The organism is Amycolatopsis silviterrae (genome assembly GCF_042684085.1).
Taxonomy (GTDB): domain Bacteria; phylum Actinomycetota; class Actinomycetes; order Mycobacteriales; family Pseudonocardiaceae; genus Amycolatopsis; species Amycolatopsis silviterrae.
Window position 1 is genome coordinate 86,644 of sequence record NZ_JBHUKS010000003.1, and the last position, 13,958, is coordinate 100,601.

The following is a 13,958-nucleotide window of genomic DNA, read 5'->3' on the forward strand; positions in this document are numbered from 1 at the left end:
GGACGCGTTCGGTGCGAGGGGTACACCGAACGCCGGCTCATCCGCGCCGCCGCAACGAACGCGCGATGATCGTCCGCTGGATCTCCGACGCGCCTTCGTAGATGCGCGGCGCGCGGACCTCCCGATAGAGATGCTCCAGCAAATGCCCTCGCCGCAGCGCTCGCGCGCCATGCAATTGCACCGCTTGATCCACCACGTATTGCGCGGCCTCGGTCGCGAACAATTTCGCCATCGCCGCTCGGCCGGCCAAGTTCTCCTCGCCCGCGTCGTACGCCGCGGCTGCGGCGTATACGAGCAGGCGGCCAGCTTCGGTCCGCGTCGCCATCTCGGCCAGCGTGTGCGCGACCGTCTGCTGGTTCACCAACGGGCCGCCGAACGCTTCCCGCGCAGCGGTGTACTCCACGGTCGCGTCGAGCGCGGCTTGCGCCATGCCGACGGCGAACGCGCCGACGCTCGGGCGGAACAGGTCCAAGGTCCGCATTGCCACTGCGAAACCGCGGTTCTCTTCGCCGAGCAGTTCGTCGCGCTTTACTTGCACGCCGTCGAAGACGACGGTGCCGATCGGGTGCGGGCTCACCAGGTCCAAGTGCTCGCCGCTGATGCCCGCGCGGTCGCCGGGGACAACGAAGGCGCTGACCCCTCGTGAACCGGCGTCGGGGGTGGTGCGGGCGAAGACCGTGTAGAAATCGGCTTCGGGGGCGTTCGAGATCCACATTTTCGTGCCGGTGAGCCGCCAGCCGTCGCCGTCTGGTTCGGCGGCGAGTTGCAGGGCGGCGGCGTCGGATCCGGCGTCCGGTTCGGTCAGGGCGAACGCGGCGACCGCGTCCCCGGCGGCGACGGCGGGGAGCCAGCGCTGGACTTGTTCGTCCAAACCGGACTGAAGCACGGGATAGCTGCCCAGGCCCTGCAAGGCCAACGCGGTTTCGGCTTCGGTGCTTTGGGTGGCGAGAGCTTCTCGCAACAGGCACAAGTCGGTCGCGGCAGCTTGCCGGGTTGGTTGTCCACTTTCGACACCGGGGAACAACCGGGCCAGCAAGCCATGCGAGCCCATTGCCTTCAACAGCGGGCGGTTTACCGATCCTTCGGCACCGGCGGCGGCCAGCGGGGCCAGCTGTTCGGCGGCGATCTTGCGTACCGAGGCAGCGTAGGCGGTCTGTTCCGGGGTGAAAGCGAAGGCGTTCATCAGGCTTCCTCCGGTCGCCAGCGGGCATGGGCGGTTTGGTGGCCGCCGGTGCGGACCAGGTCCAGTCGCGGCTCCGGGCCGTCGGTGCGGCCGGTCTGCGGCGGACGTTTGCCCGCAGCCCACTGTTTGGGCCAGGCCATCGGATACTCCTGCGCGGCGGCCGCGTGCAGAGTCCATTGTGGATTGAACAGATGGGTGCGGCCGAGCGCGCACAGGTCGGCTCGTCCGGCGAGGATGAGCGAGTTCACGTCGTCGTAGGAGGAAATCGCGCCTACGGCGATCACCGCGGTGCCGTAGCGGCGGCCGACCTCGTTGCGGATCCGGTCTGCGTACGGAGTTTGGTAGCTGCGGCCGAACTTCGGCTGCTCCTCGCTCACCACCTGGCCGGTCGACACGTCGATCGCGGCCGCGCCGTGTTCGGCGAACGCCTGCGCGATGGCCACGGCTTCGTCGGCGTCGTTGCCGCCCTCGAACCAGTCAGTGGCCGAGATCCGGACGGTCAGCGGACGGTCGGCAGGCCACGCGGCGCGGACGGCGTCGAAGACCTCCAGCGGGAAGCGCAGCCGGTTTTCCGGGGAGCCGCCATAGGAATCGGTGCGCTGGTTGGTGAGCGGGGACAGGAACGACGACAGCAGATAGCCGTGTGCGCAGTGCAGTTCCAGCAGGTCGAAACCGGCGCGTGCGGCGGCTTCCGCGGCCGCGACGAACTGGTCCCGGATCTCGGCCAGTTCGGCGACGGACAGCTCGCGCGGCGTCTGGTTGTTCGGCGAGTACGGCAGCGCGGACGGCGCGCAGACTTCCCAGTTGCCTTCCGGCAGCGGGTCGTCAATGCCTTCCCACATCAGCTTCGTGGAGCCCTTGCGACCGGAATGTCCCAGCTGCAAGCCGATCTTCGCCGGGGTTTCGCGGTGCACGAACTCGACAATCCGCTGCCACGCGGATTCCTGTTCGGCGGTGTAAAGCCCGGGACACCCCGGCGTGATCCGGCCCTCGGCGGACACGCAGATCATCTCGGTCATGACCATCCCGGCCCCGCCGAGTGCCTTGCTTCCCAGGTGTACCAGGTGGAATTCGCCGGGTACGCCGTCAACCGCGGAGTACATGTCCATCGGCGACACGACGATCCGGTTCGGCAATTCCAGCGAGCCGATCCGCACCGGCTGGAACATCGGTGGTGCGACGGAAGTGCCGAGCGAATCGGCGAACCACTGATCCAGCGAGGCGGCGAATTCCCGGTCGCGCAGCTTCAGGTTGTCGTAAGTGACGCGACGGCTGCGGGTAAGCAGGTTGAACGCGAACTGCTCCGGTTCCTGATGTGTGTACTGCGCCAGATTCTCGAACCACTCCAGGCTCGCCTGCGCCGCGCGTTGCGTGGACGCGACCACCGGGCGTCGCTCTTCTTCGTACGCCGCAAGGGCTTCCGGGACACTCGGCTGCTCGTGCAGGCACGCGGCGAGCGCGAGTGCGTCCTCCATCGCCAACTTGGTGCCGGAACCGATGGAGAAATGCGCGGTGTGTGCGGCGTCGCCGAGCAGCACGACATTGTCGTGGACCCAGCTTTCGCAGCGGACCGTGCCGAAGGTGGCCCATTTGGAGTTGTTGGCCAGCAACTGATGGCCGTCGAAAATGTCGCCGCACAGTTCACGGATCAGCTCGATCGACTTCTCGTCGCTTTCGCCGGGGCCGAGCCCGGTGGCGGCGATCGGGCCGAATGCCCGCTGCCACACGTCTTCGTGCATCTCCAGGATGAACGTGCTGCCGTCGCGGCCGTACGGATAGCCGTGGACCTGCATGATGCCGTGCGGCGTTTCGAGCACGTAGAACTTGAACGCGTCGAAGACGAGATCGGTGCCGAGCCAGATGTAGCGGCACTGCCGGGTCTCGACGGCCGGCCGGAACGAATCGGCGAACGCCGTGCGCACGGCGGAATTCACGCCGTCCGCGGCGACCACGAGGTCCGCCGAAGCAGCCAGCTCGGCCGGATCCGGCGCAATACTGCGGAATCGGACATCAATGCCCATTTCGCGGCACCGCTGCTGCAGAATCGCGAGCAGCCGTTTGCGGCTCATCGCGGCGAACCCGTGCCCGCCCGAAGTGGACACCGTGTCGCGGTAGTGCACGTCGATGTCGTCCCAGCGCGCGAACTCCCGGCTCATCGCCTCGTGCACGGCCGCGTCGGCGTGCTCGATGCCGCCGAGCGTCTCGTCGGAGAAGACGACGCCGAAGCCGAACGTGTCGTCCGGCGCGTTGCGCTCCCAGACCGTGATCTCGTGGTCCGGGCCGAGTTGTTTCGCGAGCACGGCGAAGTAGAGGCCCGCAGGCCCGCCGCCGACTACTGAAATCCGCACGTGACCCAGGGTATGTCGTGTGTCCTACGGTCGTCAAGAAGACGATAGATGGGTTACGCTCGCCGGCATGGAGCGGATCAATCCCCCCGAGCTGGGCAAGCCGTCGGGGTTCTCGCACGCGGTGGCGGCGCAGGGCCAGTTGGTTTTCCTCGCCGGGCAGACCGCGCTGGACGCGGACAACCGGATCGTCGGCGACGGTGTCGTGGAGCAGTTCGAGCGCGCGCTCGGCAACCTGCTCACCGCGTTGCGCGCGGCCGGCGGCGAACCCGCGGACCTCTGCAGCCTGACCGTCTACATCGTCGACATGGACGACTACAAGGCGCACGCGCGCGAGATCGGCCGCGTCTGGAAGCGGCTGGTGGGCGCGGATTACCCGGCGATGGCGGGCATCGGCGTGAACCGGCTGTGGGACGTCGAGGCGCTGGTGGAAGTGCAGGGCTACGCGGTGGTCAACCGCTGAGCACCTGCTGAAGGTGCTTGCGCGCGGCTTCTTCGAGCCGGTCGTGCAGTGTGAAGAACACCTCCGCGGCCCGGATGCCGGACCAGCCCTCGGGCAGCAATTCCGCGGGCAGGCACGGGTCGAGGTACGGCATCCGCCGCCAGCCGGTGAGCACGCGCAGGTAGTCGGCGAACGCTTCGTCGGCGGGCGTCGTGCGCCGGCGTTGCCACCGGCGCAGCGCTGGCTCGTGCTCTTCGAGAAACGCCGTGTACAACTCGTCCAGCTGGTCCAGGTCCCACCACTCGCGCACCTTCTCGCGCGGGTCGCCGAACGCGAGGTGCTCGGCGCGGAACAGGTCGGCGTAATCGGCGAGACCGAGGCGGTTCAGCGTGCCGACGGTGACCTCGTACAGATGCGCTGGCGCGATCCAGACGCCGGAAGCCGCGGTGCCGAAGCCGAGCCTCGACAGCTGCGTCCGCAAGACGTGCCTTTTGTGCCGCTCGGCTTCCGGCACCGAAAACACCGCGAGCAGCCAGCCGTCGCCGAGCTTCGCGCGGTCCCGGCGGAAGATGCGTTCGTCGCCCTCGTGCAGCAAATCCAGTGCGGTACCGGACAATTCGTACCCGGCGGCTCCGTCGCGGCGCACCGCTTCGAGCACCCCGCGCCGTTTGAGCCGGGAAATCGACGACCGTACGGCGGGCTCGTCGACCCCGACCGCGGCGAGCAGATCGATCAGCGAGGCGACCGAAAGCCACTCGCCGCCTGCCTGGTGATGCACGCCGTAGACGGACACGATGAGGTGCCGGGGCTGGGCCGCGCGCCCGCCGTCGGCATCGGCTGCTTCTGGTACGGCCGTCACCCGGTCACCATACAGTGCGGGCGGACCGTCTCTGGGCGGATCGGTAACCGGCGAGGGGTAGCATTTCCGGCGCGATGGCGTTTGTGAGCAATGCACCTCTGGTGAGCCGGCTGACCCGCCGCGGACGGCTGATGGCGAAGCGCACCTGCGACCGCCGGGGACACGCCTTCGCGTTCGGCCGGTTCCTTTTCCGCACCCCCACCGCGTGGGAGTACGCGGCGGCGGTCGCGGGCGGCAGCGACCCGGCGGCGCAGCGCTGGCTCGGCTGGCTGGCCGACTCCGTGGTGGCCGAACCGATGCGCGGCGAGGCGCTGCGCGTGCTCCCCGGCACCGGCCCGGACTGGGCGACGCCGGACCCGCATTCGGTGGACGTCGTCGCGATCGACCTCGTGGCCGGCCGCTGCGCCGGACTCGTGAGCGTGCACGCGGGCGAGGACGGCGGCCCGGAAACCGGCGGCTACCTCGCGCCGGAATATCGCGGGCAAGGATTCGGCCGCGACCTGTTCGCCGCCGGTCTCCTGCTGGCGCACGAGCATCTCGGACTTTCCCGGGTCCGCGCGGGCGCGGAGGTCGGCAACGTCGCGAGCGGCCGTTCGCTGGAGGCGGCCGGATTGCGCCGGGCACCGGGGCCGCCGCGGTACACGCTGCCGGACGGGCGAGCCTGCGAGGCGTGGTGGTACCAGCACGACGCGGCTTGGCCCCGGGCATGCGCTGGTCCGCAGGCGAAGTGGCTAGCCGCCTCGTGAGTGGCAATCACGGTTCTAACCGCGATAAACACTCACGAGCCGTACTCCTCAAAAGCCTTCAACGTCCTGATCACCATCGCCCGCTCACCCGGGCTCAACGGCGACAGCGCCGCCTCCCACGCCTTCGCCCCCCGGGCGAGCCAAGCGTCCACCGCGGGCCGCTTGTCCGCGTGGATGCTCACGATGGTGCGCCGCCGGTCGGCCGGGTCCTCGGTGCGTTCCAGCACCCCTTGCCGGGACAGGTCGCCGATCATCAGACTTGCTGTCGTGGGCGCGATTTCGAGCCGTCCGGCGAGTTCGTTGACCGTCATCGGGCCGTCGAACAACAGGTACGCCAGCAGCGACAGATGCCGCGGCGCGAGCGTGACGTCGTCGAGTTCCGGAGGCGGCGGCGTCCGCTTCGCGCGCCCGACGAGGCGGGGCATGAGAAGCAGCAGTTCGCGGACCCCGTCCTCGACGGTCGGGCCGGATTCGGTGGCCATGCCGCGACAGTACCTGCGCGTGTGTTGACAGCCGGATTCGCGCGATCCTAGGTTTGCTGTTACATCATCAAAGCAGGGGAGTTCTCCGATGTCGGACTGGAATCAGGGCATCATCGACGAGTTCCGCGCGAACGCGGGCAAGGTCGGCGGCATGTTCGAGGGCAAGAACATGGTGCTGGTCACGCACACCGGCGCGAAGAGCGGCAAAGAGCGGGTGAGCCCGCTGGTGTACACCACCGACGGCGACCGCATCGTGATCGTCGCGTCCAAGGGCGGCGCGGACACCAACCCGGACTGGTACCACAACCTCGTCGCGAACCCGTCGGTCACGGTCGAGATCGGCACCGACAAGTTCCCGGCGACGGCGAAGCTCGTCACCGACCGCGCCGAGCGCGACCGCTTGTACGCCGGAATGGTCGCGCACGCGGAGGGCTTCGCGGACTACGAGAAGAAGACCGAGCGCGTGATCCCGGTCTTCGTTCTCGAACGCTGACTCAGCCCAGCGGCTGTCCGTACACGAAGCTCCGCAACCGCCCGGTCGACATCGGGTCCAGCGGAGCGAACAGCTTGGCGTGCGCGGCCTGAATGGTCGCCGCGTCCGGCTCGACCAGCGACAGCGCGCGCACGGTGTAGCGCGAGTCCGCGGTGAAATCCGGTGCCGACGAGTGCTGGTAAGCGCCGCCGAGCAGGTCGATGATCAGCACGGTCGGCACCGGCGCGGCCGGGCCGGCGAGGTCGAGCACGGTGCTCAGCACGTCGTCCGGCAGCGTCGGCAGCACGCGGTTGTCGCCGAGGTACGCGTGCGGGATGGGCGGTTCGGCGGCGATCTGGCCGGAGTCGGTGTACGGCATCGTGGTGAGCGTGTCCTGCAGCGGGCCGAGCGCGCGCAGCGGTGCGACGAGTTGGTCGCCATCGGTGCCGAGGTAGGCCACGCGGATGTGCGCGATGTGCTTGCCCCGCAACGGTTCCGGCACCATCGGCAGGTCTGGGTAGGGCAGCATCGCCACCGAGGTGCCGACGGTGTCGGGCAGGTCGGCAGTCCAGTCGCGCCAGGTGCGCAGGACGTCCGGGATCTTGGCGGCGTCGAAGTACAGCCCGCCGCCGTACAGCGTGGTCACCGGCACCAGCGCGAACTCCAGCGCGGTCACGATCCCGGCGTCGAGCGGGCCGGTCGTGCGCGTGCCGTCGGGCCGGACGATCTCGGCGGAGCGGACGCGGTCTGAGGCCAGGCCGAAGTGCCGGCCGAGCAGGCCGAAACCGCCGCCGAGGGTGTAGCCGACCACGCCGACTCCCGGTGCCGAACCGCTCAGCGGCGCGAGCCCGTGCTCCGCGGCGGCGGTGATGACGCTGCCCCAGGTCGTCCCGGCTTCGACGCGCGCCACTCCGCGGTCCGGGTCGACGGTCACGCCGGTCATCCGGCGCGTCGAGATCAGCACGCCCTCGGCCGGCGCGCGGAGTCCGTGGCCGGTGGCCTGCACGGAGACCGGCAGGTCGCGTTCGGCGGCGAGCCGGACCGCGGCGGCGACGTCGTCCGCGCTGGTGGCGGCGACGACCAGCTTCGGAGTGGAGCTGATGCCGGTCTGGAATCCGGCGATCTCTTCGCGGTAGCCGGCCTGATCAGGGGTGAACGTCTGCATGACTTCAGCCTGCTCGCTCAGCAGCGATAAGTCCAAGAGATACTAGTTCCGGAAGCTAGAATCAGTGCTTATGGAACTGCACCAGCTCGAATACTTCGTCGCGGTCGCGGAGGAAGCCAACTTCACCCGTGCGGCGGCTCGGATGCATGTCGCCCAGCCCGGGGTCAGCGCGCAGATCCGGCGGCTGGAACGCGAGCTGGGGCAGCCGTTGTTCGACCGGTCCGGCCGCACGGTACGGCTTACCGGCGTCGGCGAGGCCGCGTTGCCGCACGCCCGGGCCGCGCTCGCGGCGGTCGCTGCGGTGCGCGAAACGGTCGCGGAGCACGAAGGGCTGGTGCGCGGCCAGGTGGCGATGGGGATGGTGACCTCCGCCGGACCGGTGGCGCTGCCGGACTTCCTGGCCGAGTTCGCGGAGCGCTACCCCGGCGTGGAAATCACGCTCAGCGAAGCGAATTCCGACCTGATGGTCACCGCGCTGCGCGAAGGACGGCTGGACGTCGCGGTGATCGGCCTTGCCGACGGCGCGCCCGCCGGGCTCACCACGCAGGTCGTGCTCGACGAGGAACTGGTCGCCGTCACCGCGCTGCGCGACGAGTTCGCCGACCGCGCCTCGATCACCCTGGCCGAGCTGGCCGAACGGTCGCTGATCTGCCTGCCGAAGGGCACCGGCATGCGCGGCGTGCTGGATCGCGGACTCGCCGCGGCCGGGCTGCATTCGCGGGTGGCTATCGAGGCGAGCGACCCGAACGTGCTGGCCAAGCTCGCGATGCGCGGTCTCGGCGTGGCGCTGGTCCCGGAATCGCTGGCGCGCTACTACGCCAAGGAGCTGCACACCTTGCGGCTGCGGCCGGAGTTGCGCGGGCAGCTGGCGCTGGCGTGGCGGTCCGACGGTCCGGCCGGGCCCGCCGCCCGCGTGCTCATCGAGTTCGCCCGGTCGGTGCTCTGAGTACTGCGGGCGGCGGAAGAGTACCGACGCCGACCCGTGCTCGCAAATGAATTCTGGCCGGAATTACTGAAAAGTTCGGCCGGAGTAGGCCGTTCAGGTCTTCTTGCGGCGCATTCCGGGAATTCGTCGTACTGTCGGCGACGGCCGCGAGTGCGGTTGGAGTGTTCGAGAATACGGAGGAATTTCCGTGAAGCTTGTTCGACTCGTGCGCAAGGCCCTTCCGGGCAAGAGCCTGAAGTCTTACGCCTGGTACGGCTGGATCTGACGGTCTCGCCCGAAGAGGATCGGCCGGTCCCGGAATGTCCGGGGCCGGCCGCCCCGTGTCGCAGAGGAGCTGCCCGGTGACTATTCCCGCTGAACGGAACAAAGTGCGCCAAGTGGTATTCGCGCCGCGTCTTCAGGAACTGTTTGACCGTTATCGGGGGAAATCCTTATTCCGGCTGGAATCGGACACGGTCGGCGTAGCCGGGGCCGGCTTGATGGACGAGGTGCTGCGCAGCCGTCCGGCGAACGCCGAGGAACGGCCGACGTTCAAGCCGGTGCTCGGCCGGGTCGTCACGCGGCCGGAATCGGCGGCGCTGATGCGAGCGGTCGGTGCGGACGTGCGGGCCGCGCTCAAGAAGCCGCTCGGCGAACCGGACCTCACCGGAGAGTGGCCCGCTGTACCGCACAACTACCTGCGGGACCTGGTGTTCGGCCGCGAACAGCGGCGATTCCGGATCCTCGTCGACCGCAGGCTAGAGCTGACGCCGAAGATCACCTGGTCGGCGGTCGCCGCCGGAGCCGCGCTCTGGGGACGGCCCGCGCCCGAGGTCGCCTTGTCGTCGCTGGCGCGGATGGTGCTGGAGGCCGACACCTTCGAGCAGCGCCGTTTCGCGATGTACCTCTACCGCCGCGTGGCCGGGCCGATCTGCTTCACCGTCGCCGCGCTGGTCACGAACGCCTTGTGGCTTGGTTCGCCGCTGGACGAGGACGTGCCGGCCGAGTACGTGCTCAACGAGGCGCTGCGCCTCCTGCCGCCGTCGTGGAACATCCTGCGCGTGCGTTCGCCGGAATTCCCCGAGGTGGACGCCCGGATCGGCCCGGCGGACGACGTCCTGCTGCTGCCGCTGCTCAGCCACCGCGACCCCGAACTGTGGGACGCGCCCGACGAGTTCCGGCCGGACCGCTGGGCCGCGCTGGACCCGGACAACCACCCCGGCTACCTCCCGTTCGGGCACAGCGACGAGCGTTGCTGGGGACGGCACCTGGTGCTGCCGCTCGCGACGCGCGTTCTCGACCTGGCCCGGCGCGACGGGCTGGTGGTCGATCCGGCGCAGCGGCGGGGCAAGGTGCACCTGGACGGCCTGCTGGAGGTGTCGGACGTGCGGGTCGTGCGTGCTTGACGGCTCTTGACAAGGTGTCAACGGAAGCGTTCCCCTGGACGGATGCTCCAGGACGGCATGCTCGGCGTCAGCCTGCTCGCGGGCGGCGCGAACGTGATCATGCAGCTGGGCCGGCCGGCGGTCGGCTACGGCGTCATGGAAAGCCGGGTCGATTCGGGGAACCTCTTCAAGCATCCGCTGAAACGCACGCGGACGACCGTCACCTATCTCGCCGTGGCTGTGCTGGGGACTGACGCTGACCGGGCGGCGTATCGGCGGGCGGTGAATTCGGTGCACGCTCAGGTGGTCTCGACCGACGCGAGTCCGGTGCGGTATCGCGCTTTCGACCGGGAGCTGCAGCTGTGGGTCGCGGCCTGCCTGTGCCACGGCGTCGAGGACGTGCATCGCGCCTTTCTCGGCCGCCCGGCCCCGGAATCGTGGTACGCCGAGGCGGCGGTGCTGGGCACGACGTTGCAGGTGCGTCCGGAAGACTGGCCCGCCGACTTCGCTTCGTATTGGGACAAGGGGCTGGCGCAGGTCGACATCGACGACCGGATGCGGGAGTACCTCACCGCCATCGCGAATCTGGAATTCCTGCCGCGGCCGTTCTCGGTCCTCTTCGGACGGTTCCATCGCTTCGTGACGACCGGGTTTCTGCCGGAGGTGTTCCGCGAGCAGATGCGGCTGGAGTGGTCGGCCGCCGACCAGCGCCGGTTCGATCGGCTGATGCGCGGAATCGGCCGAATGGTCGAACGGCTTCCGTTGCGGGTGCGTCGTTTCCCCTACGACGCCTGCCTCGCGGACTTCCGGCGGCGGCTGCGTAAAGGGAAACCGCTCGTCTAAGTGGTTGACCGGGATGCGGTGGTCGGCAAGGGTTGGCGTATGGGCAAAGCGGATGAGGTGCGCGAAGGGGTCTCTCTGACCAACCTCGACCAGGAGCTGTTCGTCGACGCCGGGGTGACGAAACGCGACCTCGTCGATTACCTGGACGCCGTCGCGGATCGGTTGCTGCCGGTGCTGCGCGACCGTCCGCTGTCGGTGATGCGGGTGCTGCGCGGGCAGGACGCGTTCATGCAGAAAAACCTGCCGAAGTACACGCCGGAATGGGTGCCGCGGGCGAAACTGTGGGCGGAGAGTTCACAACGGACAGTCACCTACGGTCTGTGCAACGACCGCCGGACGCTGCTGTGGTTCGGCAATCAGCGCGCGGTCGAACTGCATCCCGCGCTGACCCGGGTCGAACCGGTCGGGCAGACCGATCTGATCATGGACCTCGATCCGCCGGAGGGCGCGGATTTCCGCGTCGCGGTGGCGGCGGCTCGGCTGGTGCGGCAGGCGCTGGCCGACGTCGGGCTCGCTGGCGCGTTGAAGACCAGCGGGTCCAAAGGGGTGCACGTGTTCGTGCCGCTGGTCGCCGGTCAGTCCTTTGAGGATGTCGCGGCGGCGACCCGGGCGGTCGGCGCGCGGGCGGAGCGGATCGATCCGGAGCTGGCGACCACGGCGTTCATCCGGGACGACCGGCACGGCAAGGTGTTTCTCGATTCGACCCGGGCGGGCGGGGCGACGGTCGCGGCGGTGTACAGCCCGCGGATCCGGCCGGGCGCGCCGGTGTCGTTCCCGGTTCGCTGGGCGGACGCGGACGACGTCAAACCGTCCGACTTCACGCTGAAGACCGCGGTGGCGCTGCTGGGCGATGCGGATCCGTGGGCGGAGGAATTGCCCGAGCCGCAGGATCTTCCGGCGGAGCTGGTGGCCGAGGGGCACACGATCCCGGTCGCCCGGGTCGCGGCGATGCACGAGGGCAAACGCCGGGCCCGGGCGCGCCGGGAGTCAGGGGAGAGCGAGTAGATCCTGGTGGCGCACGGTGACGGCGGTGATCTGACGGTCGTCGGGAACGGTCAGATCCGGCTGCTGTTCCCGGGCCGCGGCAACGAAACCGCGGTACCAGGTGGCGATGAGGTCTTCGTGTTCGGGGCCTAGCTGCCACGGTGACGGTCTGGTGTGGACGGTCCAACCGTGCCGGGTGAACTCCGCCGCGGCGAAGGCGACGGCTTCGGGGCCTAGCTTTCCGTCCCGGCGTTGGTGGTCGTTGAAGGCGGCGTTGAGTGCTTCGTCGCCAGCGTCCAGCGGCCTGATTTCGGCCGACCCTGTTACGGACAAGGTAAAGAGCGCTGGAGTTTGCGCGTCCACACAGGACTTTACTAACCGTTGGATCTCTTTCTTGGTAAGAAGATCCAGCAGTGCGGAAGCAGTGACTAAGGACGTTTTGTCGAAGTTCAGGCGGGTCACGTCGGCCTGTTCCGTTTCGACGCCGATCCCTGGCGGGAGGCTGCGCGCGGCGATCTCCAGCAGTCGCGGGTCCTGATCGTGCAGGATCCACCGTTGCGGTTTCGGAAGACGGCCGCTCAGCCAGCGTCCCATCGCTCCGGTGCCGCAACCGAGGTCGCGGATGACCGCCGGTCTGTCGGGAAGCAAGGCGACCAGGTCAGCGGCGCGGGCGGCCGTGTCGGCTGCCTCCCGGAGCCGCAGCCATTCCGGTTCGTAACCGGAAGAGTCCACTGTGGTCACAGGGAGCGCTCGTATCCGGCTGAGGCGGCGTGGGATTCGTGCAGGGTCACGGAAAGCTGCGCCAGGCCACGCGCGTTCTCGCCGAGTTCTCCGGCGTGGACACGGTCCGCGAGCCGGTCGGCGATCACCTTGGCGAGGTATTCGGTCGAGGTGTTGATGCCCGCGAAATCAGGTTCGTCGTCCAGGTTCCGGTAGTTCAGGTCGGCGAGCGCCGCACCGAGCTGCTGGGTGGCGAGCCCGATGTCGACGACGATGTTGTCCGAGTCCAATTCGGACCGCCGGAACGTCGCGTCGACCACGAACGTCGCGCCGTGCAAGCGTTGCGCCGGGCCGAAAACCTCGCCGCGGAAACTGTGGGCGACCATGATGTGATCGCGCACGGTGACACTGAACAACGCGTTTCTCCTTTACGGGTAGGTGATCCGGTGCGCCAGTCCGCGCAAAGTTCCGTCCGCCAGCCGCGCCGCGACGTCCGGCAGCTCGGCGAACGCGGACTCGCCGGTGATCAGCGCGTCGAACGCCGGGTCGGCCAGCAAACGCAACGCCAGCGCCATCCGATCGCCGTAACCGCGCCGCGCCGCGCGGGCTGGGGACACGGTACCGACCTGGCTGCCGCGCACGGTGAGCCGTCGCGAATGGAAGTTCTCCCCGAGCGGCACACACACCTGACGGTCGCCGTACCAGCTCAGCTCGACCACCGTTCCCTCGCGACCGAGCAGTTCCAGCGAGCGCGCGAGCCCGGCGTCGGTCGCGCTGGCGTGCACCACGAGGTCGAGGTCGCCATGCGCGGTTTCCGGGGTGGCGTAACGGATGCCGAACGCCTCCGCGACCTCCGCGCGGGCCGGATCGGGGTCGACGAGCTGGACCTCCACGCCGGGAAACCGGGACAGCAGCCGCGCGACACTGCAGCCGACCATGCCCGCCCCGACCACCGCGATCCGATCGCCGACCAGCGGTGCCGCGTCCCAGAGCGCGTTCACCGCGGTCTCGACGGTCCCGGCGAGCACCGCCCGCGCTGCCGGGACGTCGTCCGGCACCACGGTGACCGCCGACGCGGGCACGACGTACTCGGTCTGATGCGGGTAGAGGCAGAACACCGTGCGGCCAGTCAGCTCCGCCGGTCCGGAAAGGACTTCGCCGACGTTCAGGTAGCCGTACTTGACCGGCCACGGAAAGTCGCCCTCCTGATACGGCGCGCGCATGATGTCGTGCTGGCTCGCCGGCACTCCGCCGCGCAGCACAAGACTTTCGGTGCCCCGGCTCAACGCGGAAAATCGCGTTCGGACCAGTACTTCGTCGGCCCGCGGAGCAGCCAGCTCGGCCGATCGGATCTCCCCGCCCTCCGCCGAAGTGAACCAGAAGGCCCGCGCCGCCCGTGTCAAGGTT

Annotated in this window: 16 protein-coding genes; 8 read left to right on the top strand and 8 right to left on the bottom strand. The window is 69.1% G+C overall.

The window, feature by feature from the left end; genetic code table 11:
- Nucleotides 1-37: 37 nt before the first annotated feature.
- Together ACFSVL_RS02105 and ACFSVL_RS02110 are read right to left on the bottom strand one after the other, a co-directional pair.
- Nucleotides 38-1,183 (bottom strand): acyl-CoA dehydrogenase family protein, encoded by a 1,146-nt coding sequence (locus ACFSVL_RS02105; protein WP_378299851.1) that lies wholly within the window; start codon nucleotides 1,181-1,183, stop codon nucleotides 38-40.
- Nucleotides 1,183-3,531: a bifunctional salicylyl-CoA 5-hydroxylase/oxidoreductase gene (locus ACFSVL_RS02110; protein WP_378299853.1), complete on the bottom strand. Its 2,349-nt coding sequence runs from the start codon at nucleotides 3,529-3,531 to the stop codon at nucleotides 1,183-1,185. Before ACFSVL_RS02110 ends, ACFSVL_RS02105 begins: the two co-directional genes overlap by 1 nt.
- 67 nt (nucleotides 3,532-3,598) lie before the next feature.
- Here ACFSVL_RS02110 and ACFSVL_RS02115 point away from each other — a divergent pair, with 67 nt between their 5' ends.
- A complete protein-coding gene (locus ACFSVL_RS02115) occupies nucleotides 3,599-3,991 on the top strand; it encodes a RidA family protein (protein WP_378299855.1) in 393 nt (130 codons plus the stop codon).
- Here ACFSVL_RS02115 and ACFSVL_RS02120 read toward each other — a convergent pair.
- A complete protein-coding gene (locus tag ACFSVL_RS02120; protein ID WP_378299857.1) occupies nucleotides 3,981-4,829 on the bottom strand; it encodes a PaaX family transcriptional regulator in 849 nt (282 codons plus the stop codon). The two genes, ACFSVL_RS02115 and ACFSVL_RS02120, sit on opposite strands and share 11 nt — an antisense overlap.
- 74 nt (nucleotides 4,830-4,903) lie before the next feature.
- Here ACFSVL_RS02120 and ACFSVL_RS02125 point away from each other — a divergent pair, with 74 nt between their 5' ends.
- Nucleotides 4,904-5,575, top strand: a complete 672-nt coding sequence (locus ACFSVL_RS02125; protein WP_378299859.1) for a GNAT family N-acetyltransferase — start codon at nucleotides 4,904-4,906, stop codon at nucleotides 5,573-5,575.
- 32 nt (nucleotides 5,576-5,607) lie between these two features.
- On the opposite strand, the gene ACFSVL_RS02130 is transcribed toward ACFSVL_RS02125, so the two are convergent.
- Nucleotides 5,608-6,057 carry a MarR family winged helix-turn-helix transcriptional regulator gene (locus ACFSVL_RS02130; protein WP_378299861.1) on the bottom strand — a complete coding sequence of 150 codons (450 nt, stop codon included), beginning with the start codon at nucleotides 6,055-6,057 and terminating at the stop codon, nucleotides 5,608-5,610.
- 88 nt (nucleotides 6,058-6,145) lie between these two features.
- On the opposite strand from ACFSVL_RS02130, the gene ACFSVL_RS02135 reads away from it, so the two are divergent.
- Nucleotides 6,146-6,550: a nitroreductase family deazaflavin-dependent oxidoreductase gene (locus ACFSVL_RS02135; protein WP_378299863.1), complete on the top strand. Its 405-nt coding sequence runs from the start codon at nucleotides 6,146-6,148 to the stop codon at nucleotides 6,548-6,550.
- A gap of 1 nt (nucleotide 6,551) precedes the next feature.
- Here ACFSVL_RS02135 and ACFSVL_RS02140 read toward each other — a convergent pair whose 3' ends face one another.
- Nucleotides 6,552-7,694: an FAD-binding oxidoreductase gene (locus ACFSVL_RS02140; RefSeq protein ID WP_378299865.1), complete on the bottom strand. Its 1,143-nt coding sequence runs from the start codon at nucleotides 7,692-7,694 to the stop codon at nucleotides 6,552-6,554.
- Between the two features lie 70 nt (nucleotides 7,695-7,764).
- Between ACFSVL_RS02140 and ACFSVL_RS02145 the strand changes: the two genes are divergently transcribed.
- The 5 genes from ACFSVL_RS02145 to ACFSVL_RS02165 all read left to right on the top strand — a co-directional run bounded on the left by ACFSVL_RS02145 (nucleotide 7,765) and on the right by ACFSVL_RS02165 (nucleotide 11,852).
- Nucleotides 7,765-8,640: a LysR family transcriptional regulator gene (locus ACFSVL_RS02145; protein WP_378299867.1), complete on the top strand. Its 876-nt coding sequence runs from the start codon at nucleotides 7,765-7,767 to the stop codon at nucleotides 8,638-8,640.
- A gap of 187 nt (nucleotides 8,641-8,827) precedes the next feature.
- A complete protein-coding gene (locus ACFSVL_RS02150; RefSeq protein ID WP_369333442.1) occupies nucleotides 8,828-8,905 on the top strand; it encodes a tryptorubin family RiPP precursor in 78 nt (25 codons plus the stop codon).
- A 214-nt stretch (nucleotides 8,906-9,119) separates the two neighbouring features.
- Nucleotides 9,120-10,025, top strand: coding sequence for a cytochrome P450 (locus tag ACFSVL_RS02155; RefSeq protein ID WP_378299869.1), 906 nt, complete (start codon nucleotides 9,120-9,122; stop codon nucleotides 10,023-10,025).
- 42 nt (nucleotides 10,026-10,067) lie between these two features.
- The gene (locus ACFSVL_RS02160; RefSeq protein WP_378299871.1) at nucleotides 10,068-10,847 is read left to right on the top strand and encodes an oxygenase MpaB family protein; all 780 of its coding nucleotides are present in this window, start codon (nucleotides 10,068-10,070) and stop codon (nucleotides 10,845-10,847) included.
- Between the two features lie 39 nt (nucleotides 10,848-10,886).
- Complete coding sequence (locus tag ACFSVL_RS02165; RefSeq protein WP_378299873.1) at nucleotides 10,887-11,852, top strand: DNA polymerase domain-containing protein; 966 nt, start codon at nucleotides 10,887-10,889, stop codon at nucleotides 11,850-11,852.
- On the opposite strand, the gene ACFSVL_RS02170 is transcribed toward ACFSVL_RS02165, so the two are convergent.
- Genes ACFSVL_RS02170 through ACFSVL_RS02180 form a run of 3 tightly spaced genes read right to left on the bottom strand, consistent with a single transcriptional unit; the run spans nucleotide 11,835 to nucleotide 13,954 of the window.
- Nucleotides 11,835-12,572 carry a class I SAM-dependent methyltransferase gene (locus ACFSVL_RS02170; protein ID WP_378299875.1) on the bottom strand — a complete coding sequence of 246 codons (738 nt, stop codon included), beginning with the start codon at nucleotides 12,570-12,572 and terminating at the stop codon, nucleotides 11,835-11,837. The two genes, ACFSVL_RS02165 and ACFSVL_RS02170, sit on opposite strands and share 18 nt — an antisense overlap.
- Nucleotides 12,569-12,967 (bottom strand): 6-pyruvoyl trahydropterin synthase family protein, encoded by a 399-nt coding sequence (locus ACFSVL_RS02175; RefSeq protein WP_378299877.1) that lies wholly within the window; start codon nucleotides 12,965-12,967, stop codon nucleotides 12,569-12,571. The genes ACFSVL_RS02170 and ACFSVL_RS02175 overlap by 4 nt, the downstream gene beginning before the upstream one ends.
- Before the next feature lie 12 nt (nucleotides 12,968-12,979).
- The gene (locus ACFSVL_RS02180; RefSeq protein ID WP_378299879.1) at nucleotides 12,980-13,954 is read right to left on the bottom strand and encodes a zinc-dependent alcohol dehydrogenase; all 975 of its coding nucleotides are present in this window, start codon (nucleotides 13,952-13,954) and stop codon (nucleotides 12,980-12,982) included.
- Between the last annotated feature and the right edge of the window lie 4 nt (nucleotides 13,955-13,958).